19 protein-coding genes are annotated in these 26,641 nt (G+C 65.8%); 14 read left to right on the top strand and 5 right to left on the bottom strand.

Translation table 11 applies throughout. The annotated features are described in order from the left end of the window. Positions 1–53 precede the first annotated feature (53 nt). The gene (locus IVB36_RS31070) at positions 54–1,412 is read left to right on the top strand and encodes a serine protease (RefSeq protein WP_026233023.1); all 1,359 of its coding nucleotides are present in this window, start codon (positions 54–56) and stop codon (positions 1,410–1,412) included. A gap of 77 nt (positions 1,413–1,489) precedes the next feature. Here the strand turns inward: IVB36_RS31070 and ggt are convergent, their stop codons facing one another. Next, complete coding sequence (gene ggt, locus IVB36_RS31075; RefSeq protein WP_247370542.1) at positions 1,490–3,169, bottom strand: gamma-glutamyltransferase; 1,680 nt, start codon at positions 3,167–3,169, stop codon at positions 1,490–1,492. Between the two features lie 239 nt (positions 3,170–3,408). Between ggt and IVB36_RS31080 the strand changes: the two genes are divergently transcribed. Further along, positions 3,409–4,152, top strand: a complete 744-nt coding sequence (locus tag IVB36_RS31080; protein WP_085362015.1) for a ParA family protein — start codon at positions 3,409–3,411, stop codon at positions 4,150–4,152. Positions 4,153–4,422: 270 nt separating this feature from the next. Here IVB36_RS31080 and mutM read toward each other — a convergent pair whose 3' ends face one another. After that, positions 4,423–5,328: a bifunctional DNA-formamidopyrimidine glycosylase/DNA-(apurinic or apyrimidinic site) lyase gene (gene mutM / locus IVB36_RS31085; protein ID WP_247394116.1), complete on the bottom strand. Its 906-nt coding sequence runs from the start codon at positions 5,326–5,328 to the stop codon at positions 4,423–4,425. An 81-nt stretch (positions 5,329–5,409) separates the two neighbouring features. Here mutM and ubiE point away from each other — a divergent pair, with 81 nt between their 5' ends. The 12 genes from ubiE (at position 5,410) to IVB36_RS31145 (ending at position 23,551) form a co-directional block, all read left to right on the top strand. Continuing rightward, positions 5,410–6,171: a bifunctional demethylmenaquinone methyltransferase/2-methoxy-6-polyprenyl-1,4-benzoquinol methylase UbiE gene (gene ubiE, locus IVB36_RS31090; RefSeq protein ID WP_247295877.1), complete on the top strand. Its 762-nt coding sequence runs from the start codon at positions 5,410–5,412 to the stop codon at positions 6,169–6,171. Then, a complete protein-coding gene (gene ubiB / locus IVB36_RS31095; protein ID WP_026233022.1) occupies positions 6,168–7,742 on the top strand; it encodes a 2-polyprenylphenol 6-hydroxylase in 1,575 nt (524 codons plus the stop codon). The genes ubiE and ubiB overlap by 4 nt, the downstream gene beginning before the upstream one ends. 56 nt (positions 7,743–7,798) lie before the next feature. Next, complete coding sequence (coaBC, locus tag IVB36_RS31100) at positions 7,799–9,259, top strand: bifunctional phosphopantothenoylcysteine decarboxylase/phosphopantothenate--cysteine ligase CoaBC (protein ID WP_018455775.1); 1,461 nt, start codon at positions 7,799–7,801, stop codon at positions 9,257–9,259. Then, positions 9,256–9,714 carry a dUTP diphosphatase gene (gene dut / locus IVB36_RS31105; RefSeq protein WP_018455774.1) on the top strand — a complete coding sequence of 153 codons (459 nt, stop codon included), beginning with the start codon at positions 9,256–9,258 and terminating at the stop codon, positions 9,712–9,714. The genes coaBC and dut overlap by 4 nt, the downstream gene beginning before the upstream one ends. A gap of 178 nt (positions 9,715–9,892) precedes the next feature. Next, the gene (locus IVB36_RS31110) at positions 9,893–12,397 is read left to right on the top strand and encodes a PAS domain-containing sensor histidine kinase (RefSeq protein ID WP_018455773.1); all 2,505 of its coding nucleotides are present in this window, start codon (positions 9,893–9,895) and stop codon (positions 12,395–12,397) included. Next, complete coding sequence (locus IVB36_RS31115) at positions 12,394–13,938, top strand: bifunctional tRNA (adenosine(37)-N6)-threonylcarbamoyltransferase complex ATPase subunit type 1 TsaE/phosphotransferase (RefSeq protein WP_018455772.1); 1,545 nt, start codon at positions 12,394–12,396, stop codon at positions 13,936–13,938. Before IVB36_RS31110 ends, IVB36_RS31115 begins: the two co-directional genes overlap by 4 nt. Positions 13,939–14,067: 129 nt before the next feature. Next, positions 14,068–14,385 (top strand): PilZ domain-containing protein, encoded by a 318-nt coding sequence (locus IVB36_RS31120; protein WP_018455771.1) that lies wholly within the window; start codon positions 14,068–14,070, stop codon positions 14,383–14,385. 124 nt (positions 14,386–14,509) lie between these two features. Next, positions 14,510–15,232: a nucleotidyltransferase family protein gene (locus IVB36_RS31125; protein ID WP_247394119.1), complete on the top strand. Its 723-nt coding sequence runs from the start codon at positions 14,510–14,512 to the stop codon at positions 15,230–15,232. 127 nt (positions 15,233–15,359) lie between these two features. Beyond that, entirely contained in the window at positions 15,360–18,506 is a 3,147-nt protein-coding gene (addB, locus tag IVB36_RS31130; protein ID WP_247394122.1) for a double-strand break repair protein AddB, read from the top strand. Continuing rightward, on the top strand, positions 18,500–22,009 hold the full coding sequence (addA, locus tag IVB36_RS31135) for a double-strand break repair helicase AddA (RefSeq protein ID WP_018455768.1): 3,510 nt from the start codon (positions 18,500–18,502) through the stop codon (positions 22,007–22,009). Before addB ends, addA begins: the two co-directional genes overlap by 7 nt. A gap of 62 nt (positions 22,010–22,071) precedes the next feature. Next, entirely contained in the window at positions 22,072–22,392 is a 321-nt protein-coding gene (trxA, locus tag IVB36_RS31140; protein ID WP_007598398.1) for a thioredoxin, read from the top strand. Between the two features lie 145 nt (positions 22,393–22,537). Further along, positions 22,538–23,551 carry an ATP-dependent DNA ligase gene (locus tag IVB36_RS31145; RefSeq protein ID WP_018455767.1) on the top strand — a complete coding sequence of 338 codons (1,014 nt, stop codon included), beginning with the start codon at positions 22,538–22,540 and terminating at the stop codon, positions 23,549–23,551. Positions 23,552–23,560: 9 nt separating this feature from the next. On the opposite strand, the gene IVB36_RS31150 is transcribed toward IVB36_RS31145, so the two are convergent. Genes IVB36_RS31150 through accD form a run of 3 tightly spaced genes read right to left on the bottom strand, consistent with a single transcriptional unit; the run spans position 23,561 to position 26,614 of the window. Further along, positions 23,561–24,301, bottom strand: a complete 741-nt coding sequence (locus IVB36_RS31150) for a metallophosphoesterase family protein (protein WP_247394125.1) — start codon at positions 24,299–24,301, stop codon at positions 23,561–23,563. A 31-nt stretch (positions 24,302–24,332) separates the two neighbouring features. Beyond that, a complete protein-coding gene (locus tag IVB36_RS31155; RefSeq protein WP_204513029.1) occupies positions 24,333–25,676 on the bottom strand; it encodes a folylpolyglutamate synthase/dihydrofolate synthase family protein in 1,344 nt (447 codons plus the stop codon). Continuing rightward, entirely contained in the window at positions 25,673–26,614 is a 942-nt protein-coding gene (gene accD, locus IVB36_RS31160; protein ID WP_018455765.1) for an acetyl-CoA carboxylase, carboxyltransferase subunit beta, read from the bottom strand. Before accD ends, IVB36_RS31155 begins: the two co-directional genes overlap by 4 nt. Positions 26,615–26,641: the final 27 nt, after the last annotated feature.

Here is a 26,641-nt window from a genome sequence, read left to right on the forward strand (position 1 = left end):
CCAACGAGATGTGCTTCAATGGCATTGCGTTCAATGGGCGGGCTGGATTTGTCATGAGATCGATGCTTGCGGCAACACTGATGTTTGCGGCTGCGACAGGCGCGAACGCCCAGATGACGACACCGCAGCTTCCCGGCACCAAGCCGAAGCCGGTCCAGACCGTTCCGATCCGGCCTCCTGCATTGCAGACGCCGGCTGCGACGGCCGATGCCATGGCGCAGGCGGAGCGGCTGTCGCTGCAGTCCGACCTCGCCTGGGTCGGCCAGTATAACGGCGCCATCACCGGCGACGTCAGCGCGCGCCTGGTCGAGGCCATCAAGGAGTATCAGAAGGCCAAGGGCGGCAAGGCGACCGGCGTGCTCAATCCGCAGGAACGCGCAGCGCTCGCCGAGACCGCGCGCCGCAAACAGGACAGCGTCGGCTGGAAGATCGTGACGGAAATGACCAGCGGCGCGCGGCTCGGCATTCCCTCAAAGCTGGTGCCGCAGCAGGCGACCGACGCCAACGGCTCGAAATGGACCTCGCCCACTGGCACGGTGCAGGTTCTGCTCAGCCGCCGCAAGGAGGCGAACCCGACCACAGCCAAGCTTGCCGAAGCGGAGAAGAAAGAGCCGGGTCGCAAGGTCGACTACACCGTGGTAAAGCCCGACTTCTTCGTGCTGTCGGGTCTGCAGGGCCTGAAGAAATTCTATTTGCGCGGCACCTCCAGGGGTGACGAGGTCCGCATCATGACGATCCTCTACGATCAGGCGACCGAGAACACGGTCGAGCCGGTCGTGATCGCGATGTCGAGCGCCTTCAACGCGTTTCCGTCGGGGCCACAGGCGGGGCCGCCGCCACGCAAGACCGTCGAATATGGCACCGGCATTGTCGTCAGCGACGATGGCGCGATCCTCACGGACCGCCTCGTCACTGATAGCTGCCTCGCGATCACGATCGCCGGCTATGGCAGCGCCGACCGTCTCGCCGAGGACCGGGAACACGACCTCGCGCTGCTGCATATTTACGGCGCCCGCGGCCTGGAGCCCCTCAACCTCGCGGCCGGCGCAGCGAAGACGAGTGTCGATGTCATCGGTATCGCGGATCCGCAGAGCCAGGGCGGAGCCGCGGGTGTGTCGAGCCTCAAGGCTACGCTGGCATCCGTCGGTGGTGGCGATTCCCCACTCTCACCGCCACCGTCTGTCGGCTTCTCCGGCAGCCCCGCCATCGACGGCGACGGCAAGTTCGCCGGCATCGCACTATTGAAGCCGGCGATGGTTGCGGGCCCCGCGACGTCGGTGCCGGCGTCGCAGGCGGTGATGGTCTCCGCGGAGACGGTGCGCGATTTCCTGAAGGCGAACGGTGTCGCGGCGAACGGAACGTCCACAGATGCGAAAGCCGCTGTCGTGCGCGTGATCTGCGTGCGCAAGTAGCTCTCGTGTCCCGGGCGCGGTGCGGCATGAAATGCGCGCCGCTGAAGAAGCGCTGCGCTGCGTCCGGGGCATGAGACCTAGCTCAGCCTGAACCTGATCCCGGCCTTCGCAAGACCACCCGAGATCCCGACCGGCGTGCCGTCCGCACGCCAGCAAGCGGCGCCACTCATGGTGCCGTCGTCGTGGAAGGCGATACCATTCATGCCGCCGGCGACTGCCGCGACAGGCTGCACCTTGTGGCCGAGCTCCGCGAGCTTCGCGCGCACGCTCTCCGGCACCCTCTGCTCGACCTCAAGCGCATTGCCTTCGGTCCAGACCCGCGGCGCCTCGACTGCTTCCTGCAAGCTCATACCGTGGTCGATCAGATTGAGCAGCGCCTGCATCGCGCTCGGGAAGATTCGTTTTCCGCCGGGCAAGCCGAGCGCATAGCGCAACTTTCCATCACGGAGTGCCATCATCGGCGACATCGAGGTCGTCACCCGCTTGCCCGGCGCCAGCGACAGGGCGTGGCCTGGACGCGGATCGAACAGGTTCATGTAGTTGTTGGCGATGGCGCCCAGGCCCGGGATCATGATCTTGGCGCCGAACAGATTGTTGATGGTCTGCGTGGTCGCAACCACGTTGCCGAACGCATCCGCCGCCGTCATGTGCGTGGTGTGAGCGCCTTCAAGCTGCGACACGCCGGCGCCCCAGCTCTGCGCCCGTGCCGGATCGATCGCAGCGCGGCGCTCCTCGGCGTAGGCCTTCGAGGTCAGCCGCTCCACGGGGACGCCGACATAATCAGGATCGCCGCTGGCCGCGGCGCGGTCGGCGAATGCGATCTTCAGGACCTCGGCAAGATAGTGGATGGTCTCGGGCGTACCGAAGCCGAGGCCTTGGATGTCGTAGCCTTCCAGGATGTTCAGCATCTGTGCGATATGCACGCCGGAAGCCGCGGGCGGCGGCGGGCCAAAGATAGTCCAGCCGCGGTAATCGGCGCGGATCGGCTGCCGTTCGACGGTCTTGTAGCTGGTGAGATCGTTGCGCCGGATGAAGCCGCCGGCCTTTTCCATATAGTCGACCAGGATATCGCCAAGCGGCCCCTCATAGAGCGCCTTTTCGCCGTGGTCGGCGATATGCCGCAACGTCTCGGCATACTCGGCCTGTACCACGCGCTCGCCGACCTTGAGCGGCTCGCCGTCTGGCAGATAGATCGCCGCGATCGGCTTGTCCTTGCGCATCTCGGCGGCGCTCTCGGTGATGCATTCGTGCAGATAGGGTGTCGTCGCATAGCCGCGCGCGGCGTGCTTGATCGCGGGCTGCATGACGTCGGCAAGGCTCATGGTGCCGAAGCAGCGCAGCGTCTCGCACCAGGCTTTCAGCGAGCCCGGCGTGGCGACCGCCTTTGGTCCGTTGAGATTTTCATTGCCGACGGTGTCGAACACATCATGCGCGGAACCCGGCGTGGGGGTGTAGCTGGTGTCAAGCACCGCCGCGGGCACGGTGCTCTGTCCGTCGATGAAACGGTGGCTGCCGTCGGCGAGCCGGATGTGCGCCATGCCACCGCCGATGATGCCCACCATCATCGGCTCGACCACGGTCAGCGTGAACAGGGTCGCTATCGCGGCGTCGATGGCGTTGCCGCCGGCGGCCAGCATCTCCGCGCCGGCGCTGGAGGCCAGTGGATGGTTGCTGACCACCATGCCGCGGCTCGATACCGCCGGCATCTTCTGGCATTCGAAATTCGTCGCCGTCCGGTCGCGCCAGTTTCCGCCCATGCCGCTTGTCCTTATTATTCACGGCTGCAAGCACAGCACACGGACGAGTACGGGTCCAGTAATGGTACGGATTCGTTGGCATTCCCGATTCCGCCATCATCGTGACTGCTGATTCGGACCTCCGCGATCCCCTTTGGATCGGGCCGGCACGTCCTGAGCGAGAAGAGCTCAGCATCGAGATCGATGCACGTTCGCGTGGCGTTTCCCGAGACCCAAGCACTCCAAAGGATTGATCTTCAATGCACACGATCGCACTGGCCACCCAAAAGGGTGGCAGCGGCAAGAGCACGCTCGCCATCGGCCTCGCGCTGGCAGCCAAGCAGGCCGGCTTCACCGTTCGCCTGATCGAAACCGACCCGCAGGGCACACTGTCGAACTGGCAGCGCCGCCGCACCACCGATGATCTCGTCGTCGAGCCGATCTATCACGCCGCCGATATCGAGCCGCGCCTGAAGATGCTCGCCGACGGCGGTCTCCAGATTGCGATCGTCGATACCGCCGCCGGCCTCAGCGCCGCGACCACCGCCGCGATCCGCCATTCCGACCTCTGCCTGATCCCGGCACGCCCGAGCGTCGCCGACATCGAAGCGACCGTTTCGACGCTGAGCGTCGCGCGCGCCTGGAAGCGGCCTTACAGCTTCGTGCTGAACCAAACCCCGATCCGCGGCCAGCGCATCGACAACGCCGCCAACACGCTCGCCGAGGAAGCAGCGCTTGATCTCGCCGAGGTGCTCGCGCGTCCCCTGATCGTGATGCGCAACGATCACCAGGACTCGCTCGCCAGCGGCCTTGCGGTGAGCGAATTCGCGCCGAACGGCAAGTCGACCGAGGAGATCCGCGGCCTCTGGCATTGGATTGAGACCCGGCTCGAGCTCGACGTCACGACCAATGTCTTGATCGACCAGGTCATCGCGGCCGCGGACGGAATGTTGCACGTCGCCGCCGAGCTGGCCGCCGATGAAACTACGATACTGGCGTCCTGAGCGGGGGTATCGCTCGGATGGCAGCCGGACCTTCACCATCCGGAAGGGCCTTAGCGACGAAGCAATCCGGCCACCAGCCCGGCCGGATTGCTTCGCTTCGCGTTTTTGGGAAACTCTATCTCCGCTGTCATTGCGAGGAGCTTTGCGACGAAGCAATCCAGACTGCTTCGTTGGAAAGCTTCTGGATTGCTTCGCTGCGCTCGCAATGACGGTCGTGGTGGGCTCGTCACCGCCGCTGAACTTACGACCTCTCGGATACGAGCCTGATTTTCACTTCTGACATTTCGGACACCAGAAGGTCGACCGGCCGTTCTGCGTAAAACGCTTGACGATGCCGCCACATCGCGGCGTGGTGCATTTCTCGCCCTCGCGATCGTAGACCTTGAACGAGTGCTGGAAATAGCCGAGCTCGCCCGAGGTCTGGCGATGATCGCGCAAGCTGGAGCCGCCGGCCTTGATGGCGTCGTTCAGCACGGTGTGGATCGCGCCGACCAATCGCTTTGCATGGTCGGTCGGCTCGCCCCCGGCAACGCCCTTGCGTTGTCCGGCCTTGGTCGACAACGTCGCGGCGATCCGGCGCGGCGACAGATGCGAACGATGCAGGGCTTCGCAGACATAGATATTGCCGAGCCCGGCGACCACGCGCTGATCGAGCATCGCGGCTTTCAGGCTCGTGGTCTTGCCGGCGCAGGATCGCGCCAGCATCGCGGCGTCAAATTCGTTGCCAAGCGGCTCGGGCCCGAGCCCGCGCAGCAGCGGCTCCTCGTCGAGCGCGCTGCGCGCGATCACTTTCATGTAACCGAAGCGGCGCGGATCGTTGAAGATGATGTCGGCGCCGGAGGACATCCGAAACAGCACGTGATCGTGCGCGGAGTCCTTGGCTCGCGGATAGTGAAACTCGCCCGGCGCCGCCTCGTTGTCCGGCTTGATGACGCGAAACGAACCCGACATGCCCAGATGCATCAACAGCACGTCGCCGGAGGTGAGATCGGCCATGAGATATTTTGCACGGCGGCCGAGCCCCGTGACGACCTGCCCCTTCAGTCGGGCCACGAAGTCCGGCTGGAAAGGAAAGCGCAAATCAGGCCTGCGGGTCTCCGCGACCAGGATTTTCGCACCCTCCATGACAGGCTGAAGGCCGCGGCGGACGGTCTCGACTTCGGGCAATTCGGGCATGGTCAGGCATTCACCTTATGAGAGCGGTGTGATAGCGCCATTGCGGCGGGCGCGCTATGGTCCGCCTCGTGGAGTAGAGTAATGGATCGGCCGGGCGAAACCACGCATTTTGGCTTCAGGGACGTCCCCCTGGGCGACAAGCAGACGCTGGTGAACGATGTGTTTCACAGCGTGGCGTCGCGCTATGATTTGATGAACGATTTGATGTCCGGTGGCCTGCATCGGGTCTGGAAGGACATCATGATCACCGCGCTCGACCCGCCGCGAGGCGACCGGCGGTTCGCGCTGCTCGACGTTGCCGGCGGCACCGGCGACATCTCGTTCCGCGCCGCCAAGGCCGCAGGCCCCGGCTTCCATGCCACCGTCTGCGACATCAATTCCGGGATGCTGGAGGTAGGCCGCGAGCGCGCCGCAAAGCGGCATCTCAAGACCCAGGTCGATTTCGTCGAGGGCAATGCGGAAGCGCTCTCCTTCGCCGACCGCAGCTTCGACGCATATACGATCGCTTTCGGCATTCGCAACGTGCCTCGGATCGATCTCGCGCTGGCCGAGGCCTATCGCGTGCTCAAGCCAGGCAGCCGCTTCCTCTGTCTGGAATTCTCCACCGTCGAGATGCCCGGACTCGATCGTCTTTATGACCTGTTCTCGTTCAAGGTCATCCCGCCGCTCGGCCGCATGATCACGGGTGACGCCGAGTCCTACCAATATTTGGTCGAGTCGATCCGCAAGTTCCCAAGACCCAACGCCTTCGCCGATATGATCCGTAATGCCGGCTTCGCCCGCGTGAACTGGCAGATATTGTCCGGCGGCATCGTCGCACTGCATTCGGGCTGGCGTTTGTGATCTCTGCCATAACCCATAGTGCGCGCCTGATGCGCGCCGCGTTCGTATTCGCGCGCGAGGGCGTGTTCGGCGCCGTCGATCCCAGCCTGGTGCCGCCGCCCGGACAGCTCGCGCTGAAGCTTGCGCGCATCGTCGAACGGGGCGGCCCTAAGGACGGGCCTCGGCTGTCGCGCGCGCTGACCCGGATGGGCCCGGCCTATCTCAAGCTCGGGCAATTTCTGGCGACGCGCCCCGATGTGGTCGGCGTTGCCATGGCGCGCGATCTGGAAAGCCTGCAGGATCGCCTGCCGCCGTTTTCGCAAGTCGAAGCGGAAGCCGTGATCGCGACGTCGCTGGAGCGTCCGCTGACGGACGTATTCGCGAGCCTCAGTGCGCCGGTCGCAGCGGCCTCGATCGCACAGGTGCATCGCGGCGAAGTCTTGCGCGATGGCATCCGCAAGGCGGTCGCCGTGAAAGTGCTGCGCCCCAACGTGGCCGCACGCTTCCGCCGCGACCTCTCCGACTTCTTCTTCGTCGCATACAAGGCCGAGTCCTATTCGTCCGAGGCGCGGCGCCTGCGTCTCATCGAGGTCATCAACACCATGTCGCGCTCGGTCGCGATGGAGATGGACCTGCGCCTCGAGGCCGCGGCGCTGTCGGAGATGGCGGAGAACACGCGCGACGATCCTGATTTCCGCGTACCGACCGTGGACTGGGACCGCACCACGCACAACGTGCTGACGATGGAGTGGATCGACGGCATCGCGCTGAACGATCACAAGCGCCTGGCCGAGTCGCAGGTCGACCTGCCCGATCTCGGCCGCAAGGTGATTCAGAGTTTCCTGCGCCACGCGCTGCGCGACGGCTTCTTCCACGCCGACATGCATCCGGGCAATCTGTTCCTGGATGACGCCGGTCGCCTCGTCGCGGTTGATTTCGGCATCATGGGCCGGCTCGGCATGAAGGAGCGGCGCTTCCTTGCCGAAATCCTGCTCGGCTTCATCACCCGCGACTATCGTCGTGTCGCGGAAGTGCATTTCGAGGCAGGCTACGTCCCGGCGCATCACTCGGTCGAGAACTTCGCGCAAGCGATCCGCGCCATCGGCGAGCCCATTCATAACCGCACGGCGGAAGAGATCTCGATGGCGCGGCTGCTGACGCTGCTGCTCGAGGTCACCGGCCTGTTCGACATGACCACGCGGCCCGAGCTGATCCTGCTCCAGAAAACAATGGTGGTGGTCGAGGGCGTGGCACGCGGCTTCGATCCCAAGCTCGACATCTGGAAGGTCGCCGACCCCGTGGTGCGGGAATGGATCGAGCGCAATCTCGGTCCGATCGGCCGGGTCCAGGGCGCGATCTCCGGCACCGGCGATCTCGCGCGCATCCTGATGCGCCTGCCTGATATCGCCGCGCGCTCGGTTACGGTGCTCGAACAGCTGGAGACCATGACCCGGGAGGGCATCCGGCTGTCGCCGGAGAGCATCGCCGCGATGGGCCGCAGCGAAGGCCGCAAGAACCGTTGGCGCACCGTGGCGCTCTGGATCATCGCCGCGACCTTCATCGGCATCCTGATCGCCGTCCGGAATCTTTGATTGCAGTGCAATCATGCGAATGATAGCATCGCCATCATTTGTGCTGGAGGGGTGTCATGGCGAGCCTGACCATTCGCAAGCTCGATGAAGGCATCAAAACTTACCTTAGGCTGCGCTCGGCCAGGAACCGCAGGTCGGTCGAGGAAGAGGTCCGGGTCATCCTCGGCGAGCTGATCGAGGGCCGCGAGGAGCCCCTGACGCCGTTCACGGCGCCGCCCGCGGCTTCCGCCACCCCCACGCCCCAGCGCAGCGGCGCCCTCCCCGAGGCCAACGTCACCCTGATCATCGGCGGCGGGATCGCGGCCTACAAATCGCTCGACCTGATCCGCAGGCTCAAGGAGCGGCGGATCGAGGTCCGCTGCGTGCTGACCAAGGCGGCGCAACAATTCGTCACGGCATTGGCCGTGAGCGCGCTCTCGCATGAGCGCGTCCACACCGACCTGTTCGATCCCGAGAGCGAGTTCGACGCCGGTCATATCCGGCTGGCGCGCGAGTGCGACCTGATCGTGGTGGCGCCTGCGACCGCGGATTTGATGGCCAAGATGGCCAACGGCCATGCCGACGATCTCGCCAGCGCCATCCTGCTTGCGACCAACCGCAAGGTCCTGCTCGCGCCGGCGATGAACCCGCTGATGTGGAACAACGCGGCGACGCGGCGCAACGTCGCGCAACTTCAACGCGACGGCGTGATGCTGATCGGGCCGAATTCCGGCGAGATGGCGGAAGCCGGTGAAGCCGGCATCGGTCGCATGTCCGAGGCGATCGAAATTGCGGCTGCCACCGAGCGACTGCTGCGGCCGCCGTTGCCGCGCCCCCTCGCCGGCAAGCGCGTGCTGATCACGGCTGGTCCGACCCACGAGCCGATCGATCCGGTGCGCTACATCGCCAACCGATCCTCCGGTAAGCAGGGCTTTGCGATCGCCGCCGCGGCACAGGCCGCGGGCGCCGAGGTAATCCTGGTCAGCGGCCCGGTCGATCTCAGCGATCCCCAGGGCGTGACAGTCAAGCATGTGGAATCGGCACGGCAGATGCTGGAGCAGGTGCAGGCCGCGCTCCCCGCTGACATCGCGATCTTCGCCGCCGCCGTCGCCGACTGGCGGGTCGCCAATGAAGGCGAGCAGAAGCTGAAGAAGACTTCGGCCGGCATGCCGCCGCTCCAGCTGGTCGAAAACCCCGACATCCTCGCGACGATCTCCAAGCTGACCGACCAGCGGCCGCCACTGGTGATCGGCTTTGCCGCCGAGACCGAGCACCTCATCGACAACGCCAAGTCGAAGCTTGCCCGCAAGGGCTGCGACTGGATTGTCGCCAACGACGTCTCCCCCGCAACCGGGGTGATGGGCGGAGACCGCAACACCGTGCACCTCATCAGCAAGAGCGGTGAGAAGAACGATGAGAAGGATGGCGACATTGCAGTTGATTCCTGGCCGGCGATGACCAAGGAACAGGTCGCCATTCGATTGGTCGCGCATATCGCAAAGAGCGTGACCGGCAAATCCCGGGAGCCCGCATCTTGAGCACCAAAGTCACCGTCGAACTGCAACGCCTGCCCCATGCGGAGGGGCTGCCGCTGCCGGCCTATCAGACCAATGATGCCGCCGGTCTCGACCTGATGGCGGCGGTGCCCGAGAACGAGCCGCTGACGCTCGCGTCCGGCCAATACGCGCTGGTGCCGACGGGACTCGCGATCGCGTTGCCGCCCGGCTACGAGGCGCAGGTGCGGCCGCGCTCCGGGCTTGCGGCCAAGCACGGCGTCACCGTGCTGAACTCACCGGGCACGATCGACGCGGACTATCGCGGCGAGATCAAGGTGATCCTGATCAACCACGGCCAGACCGCCTTCGTGGTCAAGCGCGGCGAGCGCATCGCGCAGATGGTGATTGCGCCAATGGTGCAGGCCGCGCTGGTTCCCGTGTCGACATTGTCCGCGACCGATCGCGGGACCAGCGGATTCGGCTCGACCGGCCGCTAACACACCGAATCACCCGAGGAATTACGCGAATTGGAACACCGCCTTCGGCATTTTTTTGGGACCGCCGTTGCGTTCACGATCTGGACTCTTACCGGTGGAGTCACGGTGAGGGTATTGTCGTTTGATTCGCGCGCGACGGGGGTCGCCGCGCGCAAATTCGTGCGATCTTGGGGCAACTATGTCAGGCGTGATCGTGTCGATGCGTCGGACGCTGCTGTCGTGCACATCGCTGGTGCGCAACGGCTTGTTGGGAAGCGCTCTCGCGGCGCTGCTGCCGGCTGCGCCGGCTGAGGCCGCCGACCTCGTCGACACACTCTCAACGTTGCTGGATTTCAACCGGCAGGAGCTCGCGGTGCTGGCCACCGCGCTGGCCTTGCTCGGCTTCTCGGTGGTCGCCGCGATCCTCCTGATGCGCACGCGCGTGCGCACGGCGAAGAACGAGGCGCGGCTGCGCGCCCGGATCGGGGAACTCCAGCTCCAGGCCGACCGCTTCGGCGCATTGCTGTTCGCCGAGCCGCAGATCCTGATCTCTTGGCCGGCCGGCGACAATCGCGCGCAGATCTCCGGTGACATCTCCATGGTGCTGCCGCGCGACTCCTCTCCGCAGCGCGTGCTCGCGTTTGGAACCTGGTTGCCGCCGGAACCGGCGCTGCAGATGGATCACGCCGTCGATGCGCTGCGCGACCGCGGCGACGGGTTCCAGCTGACGCTCACCACCGCGCATGGCCACACGCTGGAGGCCATCGGCCGCGCCATCGGTGGCCAAGCCATCGTCAGGATTCGCGAACTCTCGGGGCTCCGCCGCGATCTGGCCGAGACCAATCTGCGTTACAAGGCACTTTCCGACGAGACGGAGATGTTGCGCGGCTTCGCGACCGCCGCCCCCTGGCCGATCTGGGCCAAGGGCGAGAACGGCGCGCTGGCTTATGCCAATCCCGCCTATGTCCGTGCGACCGAGGCGGCGAGCATCACCGACGCCCAGGAGCGCAAGCTCGAGCTGCTCGACAGCGCCGACCGCACCGCGATGGAGCGGGGACTGAAGGAAGCGGCCAATTTCACCTCGCGGCTGCCGATCGTGATCGGCGGCGAGCGGCGCATCTATGATGTGCGCGCCGTCAATGTCGGTGGCGGCAATGTCGGCGTTGCCATCGATGCCAGCGAGGCGGATGCCTTGAGCTCGGCGCTGGTGCGGATGGCGGAGGCGCATCGCCGTACGCTGGACCAGCTCTCCTCGGGCGTTGCCGTGTTCGATGGCCAGCGCCGGCTTGCCTTCTACAATGATTCCTACCGCCAGCTGTGGGACCTCGACCGCACCTTTCTCGACGCCAACCCCGATGATTCCAGCGTGCTCGACAAGCTTCGCGCCGCGCGCAAATTGCCGGAGCAGCCGGACTTCCGCGCCTGGAAGGCCAAGCTGCACGAGGCTTATCGGGCGGTCGAGGCCGCCAAGGACACCTGGTATCTGCCCGATGGGCGCGCGCTCTCCGTCGTCACCACGCCGAATCCCGAGGGCGGCGTCACCTATCTGTTCGACGACGTCACCGAGAGCCTGGAGCTCGCCCGCCGCTTCGACGGCATGATCCGGGTCCAGCGTGAGACGCTGGATAGCCTCGCCGAGGGCGTTGCGGTGTTCGGCAGCAATGGCAGGGCGCAGCTGTTCAACCCGGCGTTCGTCCGGATGTGGAAGCTGTCCGCTGACGCCATGCGCGACGAGCCGCACATCCAGACGGTCGAGGGCTGGTGCCATCAGCTGTTCGACGACGCGATCGTTTGGCGGCAGATCCGCGAGGCCGTCACCTCGATCGAGAGCCGCGCCGACATTCCGCTGAAGCTTGAGCGCAAGGACGGCAGCGTGCTCGACGGCATGATCCGGCCGCTGCACGACGGCGCCACGATGCTGACGTTCCAGGACATCACCGACACCGAGAACGTCGAGCGCGCTCTGCGCGAGCGCAACGAGGCGCTGGAGGCGGCCGACCAGATGAAGGTGGATTTCGTCCACCACGTCTCCTACGAGCTGCGCTCGCCGCTCACCACCATCATCGGCTTTGCGCATTTCCTCAGCGATCCCTCGACCGGGCCGCTGACCCCGAAACAGGCCGAATATCTCGACTACGTCACCAAATCGACCAATGCGCTGCTGGCGCTGACCAACAACATCCTGGATCTCGCCACCATCGACGCCGGTGCCATGAAGCTGGAACTCGGCCCGGTCGACGTCAGCAAGACCATCGAGCTCGCCGCCGAGGGTCTTCAGGACCGGCTCGCCACCGACCGCATCCGCCTCAAGGTCGAGATCGCGCCCGATGTCGGCAGCTTCACCGGCGACGAGAAGCGCGTGGTGCAGGTGCTCTATAATCTCCTCGCCAACGCCGTCGGGTTTTCTCCACCGGATTCCACCGTCGGCATCAGCGCCCGCCGCACCGAACGCAGTGTGGTCTTCACTGTGACAGATTCCGGGCCTGGAATACCTGCCGACATGAAGGACAAGGTGTTCAACTGGTTCGAGAGCCGCTCGCAAGGCTCGCGTCATCGCGGCGCCGGGCTCGGCCTGTCGCTGGTGCGCTCCTTCGTCGAGTTGCATGGCGGCAATATCCGGGTGGATTCGATCGTGGGCAGGGGCACGGTCGTGATCTGTGACTTCCCGACCGACCAGGCGGCGCATCGCGACGCCGCCGAATGACTGCGCCAACCACATTCGCCGTCGCGCTCCGCAACGAGACAGCCACTGCGCAACTAGTGGCCGACCTCGCGCTGCTGGTCGGCCCCGGCGATGTCATCACGCTCACCGGCGATCTCGGGGCCGGCAAGACCGCGGCGGCGCGGGCCATGATCCGCTACCTCGCCGGCGACGATGCACTGGAAGTGCCGAGCCCGACCTTCACGCTGGTGCAGGGCTACGAGCTGCCACCGTTCCCGGTGATGCATGCCGACCTCTACCGCGTCGAGGACGAGAGCGAGCTCGAAGAGATCGGGCTGTCGCCGCTGCCGGAAGCAACCCTCGTCCTGATCGAATGGCCGGAGCGCGCGCCGTCGGCGATGCCTCAAGACCGCATCGACATCGCGCTGACGCACCGGCCGGCGCTGGGCTCGAATGCACGCGCCGCCGACATCACCGGCCATGGCAAGGCTGCCGCCATCGTCGCGCGGCTGCAGGCGCTGCGCGAATTCCTCGATGCATCCGGCTACATGGAGGCAACGCGCAAACGCATGGCGGGCGACGCCTCGACGCGCTCCTATGCGCGGCTGCAGCGCGACGACGAGATCGTCATCCTCATGAATTCGCCGCAGCGCCCCGATGGTGCTGCGATGTACAACGGAAAATCCTACAGCGCCGCGGTGCATCTCGCCGAAAACATCAAACCCTTCGTCGCCATCGACGAGGGCCTGCGCGCGCAGGGAATCTCGGCGCCCGCGATCCATCATTCCGACCTCGACCACGGGTTCCTGATCAGCGAAGACTTCGGCACCGAAGGCGTGATCGAGGGCGATCCGCCGCGCCCGATCGCCGAACGCTACGAAGCCGCGGCCGATCTGCTGGCCGTGCTGCACGGCAAGACGCTGCCGCAAACGCTGCCGCTCGGGCGGCAGACCTACGCCATTCCCGTCTTCGATATCGAGGCGCTGCTGATCGAAATCGGCTTGATGCCGGAATGGTACCTGCCTGATCGCAACGCGCCGCTGGACGACGCGAAGCGCGCCGAATTTTTCGCCATGTGGCGCGAGTTGCTGCAGAAGGCGCAGGCCGCGCCGAAGACCTGGATCATCCGCGATTATCACTCGCCGAATCTGATCTGGCTCAGCAATCGCACCGGCATCGAACGCGTCGGCGTGATCGATTTCCAGGACACCGTGCTGGGGCCGCAATCCTACGACGTGGTGTCGCTGCTCCAGGACGCCCGCATCGACGTGCCCGAGGCGATCGAGCTGACGCTGCTGTCGCGCTACATCAAGGCGCGCCGCGCCAGCGAGGCGAGCTTCGATGCGGCCGGCTTCGCCGAGCTCTACGCCATCATGTCGGCGCAGCGGAACACGCGTCTGCTCGGCACCTTTGCCCGCCTCAACCGCCGCGACGGCAAGCCGCATTATCTGCGTCACCAGCCGCGGATCTGGACCTATCTCCAGCGCTCCCTGGCGCATCCCACGCTCGCCCATCTGCGCGACTGGTATCTCGCCAACGTCCCGCCGCCCCAAAGGCAGGCCCAAGGCCCGGCCCAAGGCTGAGGCCCAAGGCGGAAAAGGCTAGTAGGGGCTGAAAAGGCTGATTCAGGGCTCGATTTACCGGCTGTTAGCCAAGACGCCGGTAACCTGGCGGCGGAGCAGCCGGATGATTACGGGGCTGGAGCAGGGCAGATGGCGGTGAAGACGGACCAGCGCGGCAACAGCCGGGTTGTTTTCGAGCGCGGGATCGCGGCCCAGATGATGGGTATCGACGGCACCTGGCGGCGCGATTGCACCATGGAGGACGTCTCCGACAGCGGCGCCAAATTGACCATCGACGGCTCAGTCGAAGGCCTGCATCTGAAGGAGTTTTTTCTGCTGCTGTCGTCCACCGGACTTGCGTACCGACGCTGCGAGCTCGCCTGGGTGAATGGTGACCAGATCGGCGTCAACTTTCTCAAGCTCGGTGACAAGAAGAAAAAGGCGCGGTCAACGTCCATCGGGGCGTAACGGCAACACCTGTCGTACAAGCGTCACGGCAGGTGGTTAAGGCGGTTAAGACGCGGTGCGGTCGGTCGAACCTCATGTTAGGATTGCTGCGAACGCGAGATCAGTAGGTCTGAGAAAGCGAAGGATGCCCGTCAAACCGACCAAAGCCATGGTGCTCGCCGCAGGGTTCGGCCTGCGCATGCGTCCGTTGACGGACAAGATGCCGAAACCGATGGTTCCGGTGGCCGGCCAGCCGCTGCTCGACCATGTGCTCGACAAGCTCGGTCGGGCCGGCGTGAGCGAGGCGGTGGTCAACGTGCATTACCTGCCGGACCAGATCATCGATCACACCGCATCCCGCCAGCATCCGCGCGTGACCATCTCGGACGAGCGCGACCAGGTGCTCGGCACCGGCGGCGGCGTGGTCAAGGCACTGCCGCTGCTCGGGGACGCACCGTTCTTTCACGTCAATTCCGACACGCTGTGGATCGACGGCGTACGCTCCAACCTGACGCGGCTCGCCGAAAACTTTGATCCCGCGCGGATGGACATTTTGCTGCTGATGGCGCCGACGGCGACCAGCATCGGCTATAGCGGCCGCGGCGATTACGGCATGCTGGCCGACGGTGCCCTGCGCAAGCGCAAGGAAAAAGAGGTCGTTCCGTTCGTCTATGCCGGCGCTGCGATTTTGTCGCCGTCGATCTTCGCCGATGCCCCCGCGGGCGAGTTCTCGCTGACCAAGATGTTCGATCGTGCCAACGAGCATGAGCGGCTGTTCGGCCTTCGCCTCGACGGCGTCTGGATGCATGTCGGCACGCCTGATGCCGTGCACGCGGCGGAAGAGGCGTTTCTGGAGAGCGTGGCGTAGGGCTGCGCCATTGTCCCCTACGGCACCTGTTCTGGTCCGGCAAACAGCGGGGACTATCCCACCTCCGCCCATGACCATTTGACTCCGCCTCCCTATATTGGCGCCTGATTCCCGAATCAGGCAGCTCATGCGCGTTTTCAGCGTTCCCATCTCAGTTCCGTTCCTGCGCACCGTCGTCTCAGGCTTGCTCGACGGCCGGCTGGTCGAGGGCTTTGAGGCACGCAAGGAGCCGGAACGGCTGGCGGATGCCACGCTGTACCTGCCGACACGGCGCGCCATGCGCGTCGTCCGCGAGATCTTCCTCGACGAGATGAAGGCGGAGGCTGTCGTGCTGCCGCGGATCGTCGCGCTCGGCGACATCGACGAGGATGAGCTCGCTTTCGCCGATGAGGGCGAACAGTTTTCCGGCGCAACGCCGCTCGACATTCCGCCGCGGCTCGGCGAGCTCGAACGGCGGCTGACACTGGCGCAACTCGTCGCGGCCTGGGCCAAGGGTCCGGTGCTGTCTCCGCTGGTCGTCGGCGGCCCCGCGTCGACGCTGGCACTGGCGTCCGATCTCGCGCGGCTGATCGACGACATGGTCACGCGCGGCGTCGACTGGAGCGCGCTCGATGGCCTCGTGCCCGATATGCTCGACCGCTACTGGCAGCATTCGCTCGAATTCCTGCGCATCGCGCGCATCGCCTGGCCCGGTCATCTCGCCGAAATCAAACGCATCGAACCCGCTGCCCGCCGCGACCTCCTGATCAATGCCGAAGCCAGGCGGCTGACCGTGCATCGCCATGGCCCCGTGATCGCGGCCGGTTCGACCGGCTCGATGCCGGCCACGGCAAGATTTCTCCACGCAGTCGCTTCGCTGCCGCATGGCGCCGTGGTGCTGCCCGGCCTCGACACTGATCTCGATGACGATGCCTGGCGCAGCATCGGCGGCGTCCGCGATGCGCTCGGCAAGTTCGCGGAGCATCCGGTCTCGAACCATCCGCAATATGCCATGCACGCGCTGCTGGATCGCTTTGGCATCAAGCGCAGCGACGTCGATATCCTCAAGCCTCCGGCGGAAGGCGGTCGCGATCTGCTCGCCTCCGAATCGATGCGGCCATCGGCCAAGACCGAGATCTGGCACGATCGGTTGAAGCAGCCGGATGTGGCCTTAAAGATCACCGGCGGTATGAAGAACCTCGCGGTTGTCGAAGCTCCCAACCCTGAAATGGAAGCGCTCGCCATCGCCATTGCGATGCGCGAGGCGCGGCACCTCGACAAATCCGCCGCACTTGTCACGCCCGATCGCGCCCTGGCGCGGCGGGTGATGGCCGCGCTGACCCGGTGGGATCTCGCATTCGACGATTCCGGCGGCGACGTCCTGATGGAAACCTCCGCCGGCGTCTTTGCCCGACTGACAGCTGAGGCTGCGACCAAGGGACTGGAGCCGCCGACGCTGCTCGCAATGTTGAAGCATCCGCTATGCCGGCTCGGCCGGGCCCCTGGCGCATGGAAGGCTGCGATCGAAGGCCTGGAGCTCGCCTTGTTGCGCGGCACGCGCCCGCCTGCAGGCACCGCCGGCCTCTTGCGCGAATTCAATCGCTTTCGCGAGGAGCTGGCCAAGCTGTGGCGCAGCGAAGTCTCCGCGCTGCATAAGGCCGAGCCGCGCGCACGTCTCAAGGCGGAAGACCTCGATCGCATCCAGGCGCTGATCGATGCCTTACGACAAGCCTTGGCGCCGATCGAGAGTCTTGCGTCATCAAAACCGTATGACTTCGCCGAACTCGCGCATCGGCATCGCGAGATCATGATCGAGCTGTCGCGCGACGAGCAGGGCATTTCCGTGGCCTTCGAGGACCGCGAGGGCCTCGCGCTCGCGAGCGCCTTCGACGATCTCCTGCGCGGCGGCACGACCAGCGGACTGATGGTCACGCTGCCCGACTACGCAGACGTGTTCCAGACCGCGTTCAGCGATCGCGCGGTGCGGCGGCGGGACAGGCCAGGCGCGCGGCTCCAGATCTACGGACCGCTGGAATCACGCCTGATGCAGGCCGACCGCATCATCGTCGGCGGGCTGATCGAGGGGGTCTGGCCACCGGCGCCGCGCATCGATCCGTGGCTGAGCCGGCCGATGCGGCACCAGCTGGGCCTCGATCTGCCGGAACGCCGTATCGGCCTCTCCGCGCATGATTTTGCGCAACTGCTGGGCGGCGACGAGGTCATCCTCACCCACTCCGCCAAGGCTGGCGGTGCCCCGGCGGTTGCCTCGCGCTTCCTGCACCGGTTGGAGGCGGTCGCGGGCGATGCGCACTGGAAGGCCGCGATTCGCGCGGGCGAGAAATACGTGCAGTTCGCAGCCGCGCTGGACCAGCCCGACGAGGTGAGGCCGATCAAGCAGCCCGAGCCGCGACCGCCACGCGCGACCCGGCCGCTCAGGATGTCTGTGACTGGGATCGAGGACTGGCTGCGCGATCCCTATACGATCTACGCAAAACACATTTTGCGGCTCGACGCGCTCGATCCCGTCGACATGCCGCTGTCGGCCGCCGACCGCGGCTCGGCGATCCACGATGCGCTCGGAGAGTTCACGGAACGCTACGCCACCGATCTGCCCGACGATCCGGCGCGCGTGCTGCGCGCGATCGGCGAAAAATACTTTGAGCCGCTGATGGAGCGACCCGAGGCGCGGGCGCTGTGGTGGCCGCGCTTCCAGCGCATCGCACGCTGGTTCGGCGAATGGGAGACGGCGCGGCGCGACGCGATCGAGGCGATCGCCGCGGAAACTCGCGGCGAGATCTCGATCCCGCTCGACCATGGGCGCAGCTTCCGTCTCTCCGCGCGCGCCGACCGCATCGAACGGCGCCGGGGCGGCGGCTACGCCATCCTCGACTACAAGACCGGCCAGCCACCGACCGGCAAGCAGGTCCGCATGGGCCTGTCGCCGCAGCTCACGCTGGAAGCCGCGATCCTGCGCGAGGGTGGTTTTCCCGACATCGATGCCGGCGCGTCCGTGAGCCAGCTCGTCTATGTTCGCCTGAGCGGCAACAATCCGCCGGGCGAAGAACGCATTCTCGAACTCAAGTTCAAGCAGGGCGACGAGCCGCAGCCGCCGGACACCGCGGCTGCCGAGGCCAGGGCCAAGCTCGAGGCGCTGATCCGCGCCTTCGAGGACGAGAACCAGCCCTATACCTCGTTGAACCTGCCGATGTGGACCAATCGCTACGGCGCCTATGACGATCTCGCCCGGATCAAGGAATGGTCCGCGGCCGGTGGATTGGGGATCGAGGAATGGTGAAGGCACCGCGCCCCATCCCGGATGAGGTGCGCGCCAGGCAAGCGCGCGCATCGGACCCGTCCGCGTCGGCCTTCGTGTCGGCCAATGCCGGCTCGGGCAAGACGCATGTGCTGGTGCAGCGCGTGATCCGCCTGCTGCTCGCGGGCGTGCCGCCGGAAAAGATCCTCTGCATTACCTTCACCAAGGCGGCTGCCGCCAACATGGCCGAGCGCGTGTTCACCACGCTCGGGCATTGGGTGACGCTCGACGACACGGCACTCGATGCGGCGATCCGCGCGGTCGGCATCCCGCATCCCACTGCAAAATTGCGGCGCGACGCACGAAAGCTGTTCGCCTGTGCGCTGGAGACGCCGGGCGGGCTCAAGGTGCAGACCATCCACGCGCTGTGCACGCGTTTGCTCCAGCAGTTTCCGTTCGAGGCCAATGTCCCCGCGCGCTTCGCCGTGATCGACGAGCGCGACCAGACCGACATGATGGAACGCGCCAATCTGAAGGTGCTGCTGGAGGCCGCGCGCGACCCAGACAGCGTGACCGGCCGCGCGCTGCTGACCGCGATGGCGAGCGCCGCCGATGTCACCTTCAAGGAGGTGGTGCGCGAGGCTTGCCTGAGCCGCGATCACTTCATGGCCTGGACCGATGAAGCCGGCAGCGCGGAGCTGGCTGCCGTGCAGATGGCAGCGGCGCTGGGGGTGGACGCGAACGATCGCATCGAGGACGTCGAGACGGAGATTGTCGACGGTCCGTTCCTGCCGCGATCGCGCTGGAACGAGATCGCCTTTGCGCTGGAGGACGGCAGCAAGTCCGACAACGACCAGGCCTGCCGGCTTCGCGAGGCAAAGGTCTTTTCCGGCGCCGCGCAGGTCGATGCCTATCTCAGCGTTTTCCTCACCGACGAAAAGCTGCCGCGCAAGGCGGTGCTGACCAAGAAGTTTTGCGATCACAACCCGTCCGTCGCCCGCCTGTTCGAGAACGAGGCGCAGCGCGTCGCCGGATTGGTCGAGACGCGCCGTGCGGTGACCATGCGCGACCGCACCGCGGCCCTGCTGCATATCGCGACCGCGGCTGCCGCAAACTACCGCCGCGAGAAGCAGGAGCGCGGGCTGCTTGACTATGACGACCTCATCGACAAGACGCTGGCGATGCTCGATCGCGTTTCCTCGGGCTGGGTGCATTACAAGCTCGACCGCGGCGTCGATCACGTGCTGATCGACGAAGCCCAGGACACAAGTCCGCGGCAGTGGGACATCGTCGCGCACATCATCTCGGAGTTCACCGCCGGCGAAGGTGCGCGCGAGGGCCTGAACCGCACCGTCTTCGCTGTCGGCGACGAGAAGCAGTCGATCTTCTCGTTCCAGGGCGCCCAGCCCCGGGAATTCGATGCACGCCGGCGCGAACTGCACCGCAAGTTCACGGCGGCCGGACTGAAATTCGATCCGGTCGCCTTCACCTATTCGTTCCGCTCCGGCGCCGCGATCCTGCATTCGGTCGACCACGTCTTCCGCGAGCCCGCGATCTACAAGAGCATCCATTCGCTCGAGACCGGTCATCCCCTGCACAATGCACTCGGCGATGCCGGCCCCAGCGTGATCGAGCTGTGGGACCTTGCGGAAGCCGACGACAGGCAGGAAATCGAGGGCTGGCGCGCGCCGTTCGACGGCGTCGCCGCCACCAGCCCCGAGGTGAAGCTCGCGCGCCGGATCCAAACCGAGATCAAGCGGCTGGTCGAGAGCGGCACGCTGACCGGGCACGAAGGCGAGCGGCGTCCCTTGCGCTATGGCGACATGCTGATCCTGGTGCGCCGGCGCGGCAATGCGTTCGATGCCGTGATCCAGGCGCTGAAGCATGCCAACGTTCCGGTCGCGGGCGCCGATCGGCTCAAGCTCACCGAGCACATCGGAATCATCGACCTGATGAACCTTGCCGATGCGCTGCTGCTGCCGCAGGACGATCTCGCGCTCGCGGTCGCGCTGAAGAGCCCGCTGTTCGGGCTCGATGACGACGATCTGTTCCAGCTGGCCCATGACCGCAAGGGATCGCTGCGCCGCGCGCTTGGCGAGCATGCCACGACAAGCGAGACATTCGCTGCGGCGTTGCGAGGCCTCGAAGCCTGCGAAACGCGGGCGCGCGAGGAGACGCCGTTCGCCTTTTACGCCTGGTTGCTCGGGGGAGACGGCGGACGCGCGCGCATGCTGCGCCGGCTCGGTCATGAGGCCAATGACGCGCTCGATGAGTTCCTGGAGCTGGCGCTGAACTACGAGCGCAAGGCGCCCGCCTCGCTGCAGGGTTTCATGGCCTGGCTGCGCTCGGCCGATACCGAGGTGAAGCGCGACATGGAGATCTCCCGCGATGAGGTGCGGGTGATGACCGTGCACGGCGCCAAGGGCCTGGAGGCCTCGGTCGTGTTCATGGTCGACACTACATCGTCGCCAGCGGATTCGCAGCGGCTGCGGCTGATCCATGTCCCGCGCGGCAATGGCGGCGAGGTGGTGGTCTGGGCCGGACGCAAGGCGGATGATCCCAAACCCGTCGTCGAGGCGCGCAAGGCGATGCTCGAGGAGACCGAGGACGAATATCGCCGCCTGCTCTACGTCGCGATGACGCGCGCCGCCGACCGGCTCATCGTCGGCGGCTGCATGCCCGGCAACATGAAGACGGTTCGCAAGCTGAGCTGGTACGATCTGGTCGACACCGGGCTCGCCGGCTCGGGCCTGACGAAAGAGACGATCGAGACGCCGCTGGGAAAGGCGACGCGCTTCTCCCGACCGGAGGATGTCGTGGCGCTGGGCACGCCCGCGGCCTCGTTGGACCAGGCGACCGCGCTCCCGGACTGGCTGCGGACGCCGGCACCGCGCGACACCATCGACGACGATCCGGTGCGCCCCTCCGGCCAGCCGTCCGGGGACGGCCGCGCCGTGCAGTCGGGCGAATCAGTGCAGTCCCGCGCGCTCGCGCTGCAACGCGGCACGCTGGTGCACCGGCTATTGCAATCGCTCCCCGACATCGCCACTGAGCGCCGACGCGAGGCCGCGCTCGGCTTCATGGCGCGCAACGCGGCGGATTGGGCGGAGGCCGACCGGACCGCGCTGGCCGACAAGGTGCTCGGCTTGATCGCCGAGCCACGGTTTGCGCCCGTGTTTGCGGCCGGCAGCCGGGCGGAGGTCGCGATCGTCGGCCGGCTGGAACGGCCGGGCCACGCCCGGGCGCTGGTGTCGGGGCAGATCGACCGGTTGGTCGTTCGGCCGGATGAGGTCCTGATCGTCGATTTCAAGACCAATCAGGCGGCTCCCAGGAGCGCCGATGCGGCGCCCGCCGCCTATGTCCGGCAGCTTGCGCTCTATCGGGCGGTGCTATCGCGGCTTTATCCCCAAAAGCCTGTCCGCGCCGTCCTGCTTTGGACCGAGGCCCTTGAATATATGGAGATTTCGGCTCCCGCGCTGGACGCGGCGCTGGCATCTCTTCATCTCGGTGTGAGCGTCCTTGACCCGGCAAGGAGCCATTCATAGGTTGACGCCATGATCTTGGCGCGATTCCCGTCGCGCCGTTCTCTCAGGTACGAGGTACTCCCATGGCCGTTGGTAAGGTTTCTGACACCGATTTCGAAGCCGAAGTGCTCAAGGCAAACGGCCCCGTGGTCGTCGATTTCTGGGCCGAATGGTGCGGCCCCTGCCGCATGATCGCACCCGCGCTCGACGAGATCGCCGGCGCGATGGGCGACAAGGTCAAGATCGTGAAGCTCAACGTCGACGAGAGCCCGAAGACCGCGTCGAAATATGGCGTGATGTCGATCCCGACCCTGATGATCTTCAAGGGCGGCGAGATGGCCTCCCGCCAGGTCGGCGCGGCGCCGAAGGCGAAGCTGCAGCAGTGGATCACTTCCGCGGTCTGATCCGCCGCGCGCAAGATTATTTTTGGAAACGGCCGGCGAAAGTCGGCCGTTTCGCGTTGATGGGACATGTCCAGCGTATGATGAGTCCCGCCTGTTGCCTCCTCCTCCCGCAAAACGCGCGCGAAAGTCGGACCCCCTCGTGGCGATGGAGGCGCGCTCGGTCGACGCGATCCCGCGCGGCAAGGAGTGGCAATACGAGCCGAAATGGGATGGCTTTCGTTGCCTGCTCTCGCGCAACGGCGGCAGCATTGATCTGCGCTCGAAATCCGGTGAAGACCTTGCGCGTTATTTCCCCGAGATCGTCGCCGCGGCGCTGAAGCTGAAGGCGGATCGCTTCACCCTCGACGGCGAGATCGTCGTGCCGCACGGCAAGGGGTTTTCCTTCGACGCGCTGCTGCAACGCATTCACCCTGCGGCGAGCCGCGTGAAGAAACTCTCGGAGGAGACGCCGGCGCTCTATCTCGCCTTCGATCTGCTTGCGACGGCCAGGGAGAAGCAGCTTGCCGGGCAACCGCTGAGGGAGCGGCGACCGGCGCTGGAAGCGTTTGCCAAGGCGAATCTGAAAAGCAGCATCTTCCGCCTCTCACCGGCGACGACGAGCTACGCCCTTGCGAAAAAGTGGCTGGCGCAATCCGGCGGCGGCTCGGACGGCGTCATCGCCAAGCGCGTCGACCTGCCCTACCAGGCGGGAAATCGCGACGGCATGCAGAAGATCAAGAAATTCCGCAGCGCCGATTGCGTGGTCGGCGGTTTCCGCTATGCGACCAACAAGATCGCCGGCCGGAGCGTGGTCGGTTCGCTGCTGCTCGGGCTTTACGATGACGATGGTCTCCTGCACCATGTCGGCTTCACCTCGGCGATCAAAGCGGCGGAAAAGCCTGACCTGACCGATCGGCTTGAGGCATTGATCGGCGAGCCCGGCTTCACCGGCAACGCGCCGGGCGGCCCCAGCCGCTGGTCCACCGAGCGCTCGGCGAAGTGGTGTCCGCTCAAGCCGAAGCTGGTGATCGAGGTCTGCTATGACCATTTCAGCGGCGACCGCTTTCGCCACGGCACCTCGATCCTGCGCTGGCGCCTCGACAAGGCCCCGCGGCAATGCAGCTTCGAGCAGCTGAAGCAGAAGGCGGTGGATCCGATGAAGCTGCTAAAACAGCCGTAGCCGTAGCCGCTAGGCAAGCCATCCCGTCGCCAGCGCTTTCGCCAACTCCGGCTGGCCGTTGCGGCGAGCGAGCGTGGCCATCGCCTCGTGATCATAGACCACATGGCGGAACGTGACCTGCCAGGCACCATCGGTTAGCTCAAGGATCGCATAGCGCGCGTGCGGCGTGCCGGCCTCGACGACATGCGGGAACGGATGCTTGTCACGGAAGCCCGGGCCGCCCACGCTGCCGGGATTGACGATCAGCCTTCCGTCGCGAAGTCGCACGGCACGGGCGAGATGGGTGTGGGCGCACAGGATCAGCGATTGCGTGATGCCTTGCGCAAATTTCTCGATGCGATCGAGCGGCGACAGCGCCACCGCGCCGTCGGGATGCACGGTATCGAGCCAATAGACTTCGTCATTGTCGGGCGTCGCGTGGCAGAGGAACACCTGATCGCGAAAGACGCGCGTCATCGGCTGCGCGCGCAGCCAGTCGAGTTGCGCGGCATTGAGCGCGGCATGGGCCGGGCGATCCCACGAGCCCATCTTCTCGGGCGGACGGTCGAGCAGATAGCGGTCATGATTGCCGAGCACGTGCACGGCATCGAGCTGCATCAGGATTTCGATGGTCCGGCGCGCATCGAGCGGGCCGCTCAGCATGTCGCCGAGATTGACGATCTCGGAGACGCCTTGCGCGCGGATGTCGGCGAGCACAGCTTCCAGCGCCAGGTAATTTCCGTGGACGTCGGCAATCGCGGCAAAACGCATGGGTCTTCCCGTAGCTCGGATGGAGCGAAGACTATACAGGAGGCGTGCCGTTGATGGCGAGCACGTGGCCGGCGAGATAGAGCGAGCCGGTGATCAGAATGCGCGGCGGCACTTCGTAGGCGAGCTTCGCCAAGGCGCGCAGTGCGGCCTCCACGCCGGGCGCGGGCTCGACGCGCATGCCGAGGCTGCGGGCGGCATCCGTAAGGCGGTCGACCGGCATCGCGTTGTCGGTGTCGGGAATCGGCACTGCGATGATGTGACGGGTCAGACCGGCGAAATTGGCGAGAAAGCCTTTCGCGTCCTTGTTGGCCATCATGCCCACGATCACGACCAGCGGCCGCGACACCCGCTCTTCGAGATCGCCGAGCGCGGCCGCCGCGACGCGGCCGCCTTCCGCATTGTGGCCGCCGTCGAGCCAGATCTCCGAGCCCTGCGGGCCGAGAGCGAGCAGCTCGCCCGAAGCGATGCGCTGCATCCGCGCCGGCCATTCCGCACCGACGATCCCCGCCTCGAACGCCGCCTGGTTGATCTTGAAGGCGTTGGTGGCCCGCAACGTCGCGATGGCGAGACCGGCATTGTCGAACTGGTGCCGGCCGAACAGGCGCGGCGCTGTGAGATCCATCAAGCCGCGCTCATCGGAATAAACCAGCCGCCCGTTCTCGACATTGACATGCCAGCTCTCGCCCGCGGCAAACAACGGCGCGCGCATGCGCCTGGCCTGCGCCTCGATCACGGCCATCGCCTCAGCCGGCTGCTCGGCGCAAACCACGGGCACGCCACGCTTGATGATCCCAGCCTTTTCGCCCGCGATCGACGTCAAGGTGTCACCGAGGAAATCCATGTGGTCCATGCTGACAGGCGTGATCACGCAGGCCGCCGGCGCGTCAACCACATTGGTTGAATCAAGCCGACCGCCAAGGCCGACCTCCAGCAGAACCACATCGGCCGGGTTCCGCGCGAACAGATGAAATGCAGCCGCCGTCTTGAGCTCGAACACGGTGGCCGGCTCGCCGGCATTGACACGCTCGACCTCTTCCAGTGCCGCGCGCAACTCGTCGTCGCCGACCAGCACGCCGCCCCCGACGCGGCCGAGCCGGAAGCATTCGTTGATGCGAACGAGATAGGGTGAAGTGTAAGCGTGGACGCGCAGGTTAGCTGCCTCCAGCGTCGCGCGCAGATAAGCGAGCGTCGAGCCCTTGCCGTTGGTACCGGCGATGTGGATCACCGGCGGCAGCTTGCGCTCGGGATGACCGAGCCGCTCGAACAGGCGGTGCATCCGCTCCAGCCCGAGATCGATGCGTTTCTGGTGCAGGGCCGACAGCCGCCCGATCAATTCGTCGAGCGGCGGCTTTGCGCGGTCGGAGGAAGCGTTCACGCGTGCGGCGCGGCCGGCGCCGTTTCGGGAGCCGATACAATCTGCGCCGGACTGACGACCGGCTGCACCGGCTTTGACGCGGTCTCAAGCGCCGGCGCCCTGGTCAACAGTCGGCAGAGCCGCGCCAGGGTCGGGCGCAATTCGTGGCGATGCACGACCATGTCGATCATGCCGTGCTCCTTGAGGTATTCGGCGCGCTGAAACCCCTCGGGGAGTTTTTCGCGGATGGTCTGCTCGATCACGCGCGCGCCGGCAAAACCGATCAGCGCACCGGGCTCGGCAATCTGCACGTCGCCGAGCATCGCATAGGACGCAGTGACGCCGCCGGTGGTCGGGTTGGTCAGCACGACGATGTAGGGCTGTTTTGCTTCACGCAGCATCTGCACCGCGACCGTGGTGCGCGGCATCTGCATCAGCGACAAGATGCCTTCCTGCATGCGCGCGCCACCACTGGCGGCGAACACGATGAAGGGTGACTTCTTCTCGACCGCGAGCTCGAGCCCGCGCACGATGGCTTCGCCCGCGGCCATGCCGAGCGAGCCGCCCATGAAGTCGAAATCCTGCACCGCGACGACGACGGCGGCACCTTCGAGCTTGCCGTAGCCGACCTTGATCGCGTCGTTCAGATTGGTCCGCGCGCGGGCATCCTTGATGCGATCGACGTACTTCTTCTCGTCACGGAACTTGAGCGGATCGGGCGTGACGTCAGGCAGCGCGACGTCGTACCAGGTCTCATTGTCGAAAATCGACTTCAGACGCGCCACCGCATTCATGCGCATATGATAGTTCGAGCCGGGGATGACGAACTGGTTGGCCTCGACGTCCTTGTAGAACACGAGCTGTCCGGAATCCGGGCACTTGATCCACAGATTCTCCGGCGTCTCCCGCCGCAGCATGTTGCGGATCTTCGGCCGGACCACATTGGTAAGCCAGTTCATGGTTTGCTCCGATGTGCGATCCCGCCT

This window comes from Bradyrhizobium sp. 35 (genome assembly GCF_023073215.1).
Classification (GTDB): domain Bacteria; phylum Pseudomonadota; class Alphaproteobacteria; order Rhizobiales; family Xanthobacteraceae; genus Bradyrhizobium; species Bradyrhizobium canariense_D.

Bases quoted from the DNA above. Each gene is read 5' to 3' on its own strand.
- IVB36_RS31070 (WP_026233023.1), top strand. From the start codon at position 54: ATGAGATCGATGCTTGCGGCAACACTGATGTTTGCGGCTGCGACAGGC.
- ggt (WP_247370542.1), bottom strand. From the start codon at position 3,169: ATGGGCGGAAACTGGCGCGACCGGACGGCGACGAATTTCGAATGCCAG.
- IVB36_RS31080 (WP_085362015.1), top strand. From the start codon at position 3,409: ATGCACACGATCGCACTGGCCACCCAAAAGGGTGGCAGCGGCAAGAGC.
- mutM (WP_247394116.1), bottom strand. From the start codon at position 5,328: ATGCCCGAATTGCCCGAAGTCGAGACCGTCCGCCGCGGCCTTCAGCCT.
- ubiE (WP_247295877.1), top strand. From the start codon at position 5,410: ATGGATCGGCCGGGCGAAACCACGCATTTTGGCTTCAGGGACGTCCCC.
- coaBC (WP_018455775.1), top strand. From the start codon at position 7,799: ATGGCGAGCCTGACCATTCGCAAGCTCGATGAAGGCATCAAAACTTAC.
- IVB36_RS31110 (WP_018455773.1), top strand. From the start codon at position 9,893: ATGTCAGGCGTGATCGTGTCGATGCGTCGGACGCTGCTGTCGTGCACA.
- IVB36_RS31115 (WP_018455772.1), top strand. From the start codon at position 12,394: ATGACTGCGCCAACCACATTCGCCGTCGCGCTCCGCAACGAGACAGCC.
- IVB36_RS31120 (WP_018455771.1), top strand. From the start codon at position 14,068: ATGGCGGTGAAGACGGACCAGCGCGGCAACAGCCGGGTTGTTTTCGAG.
- IVB36_RS31125 (WP_247394119.1), top strand. From the start codon at position 14,510: ATGCCCGTCAAACCGACCAAAGCCATGGTGCTCGCCGCAGGGTTCGGC.
- addB (WP_247394122.1), top strand. From the start codon at position 15,360: ATGCGCGTTTTCAGCGTTCCCATCTCAGTTCCGTTCCTGCGCACCGTC.
- addA (WP_018455768.1), top strand. From the start codon at position 18,500: ATGGTGAAGGCACCGCGCCCCATCCCGGATGAGGTGCGCGCCAGGCAA.
- trxA (WP_007598398.1), top strand. From the start codon at position 22,072: ATGGCCGTTGGTAAGGTTTCTGACACCGATTTCGAAGCCGAAGTGCTC.
- IVB36_RS31145 (WP_018455767.1), top strand. From the start codon at position 22,538: ATGGAGGCGCGCTCGGTCGACGCGATCCCGCGCGGCAAGGAGTGGCAA.
- IVB36_RS31150 (WP_247394125.1), bottom strand. From the start codon at position 24,301: ATGCGTTTTGCCGCGATTGCCGACGTCCACGGAAATTACCTGGCGCTG.
- accD (WP_018455765.1), bottom strand. From the start codon at position 26,614: ATGAACTGGCTTACCAATGTGGTCCGGCCGAAGATCCGCAACATGCTG.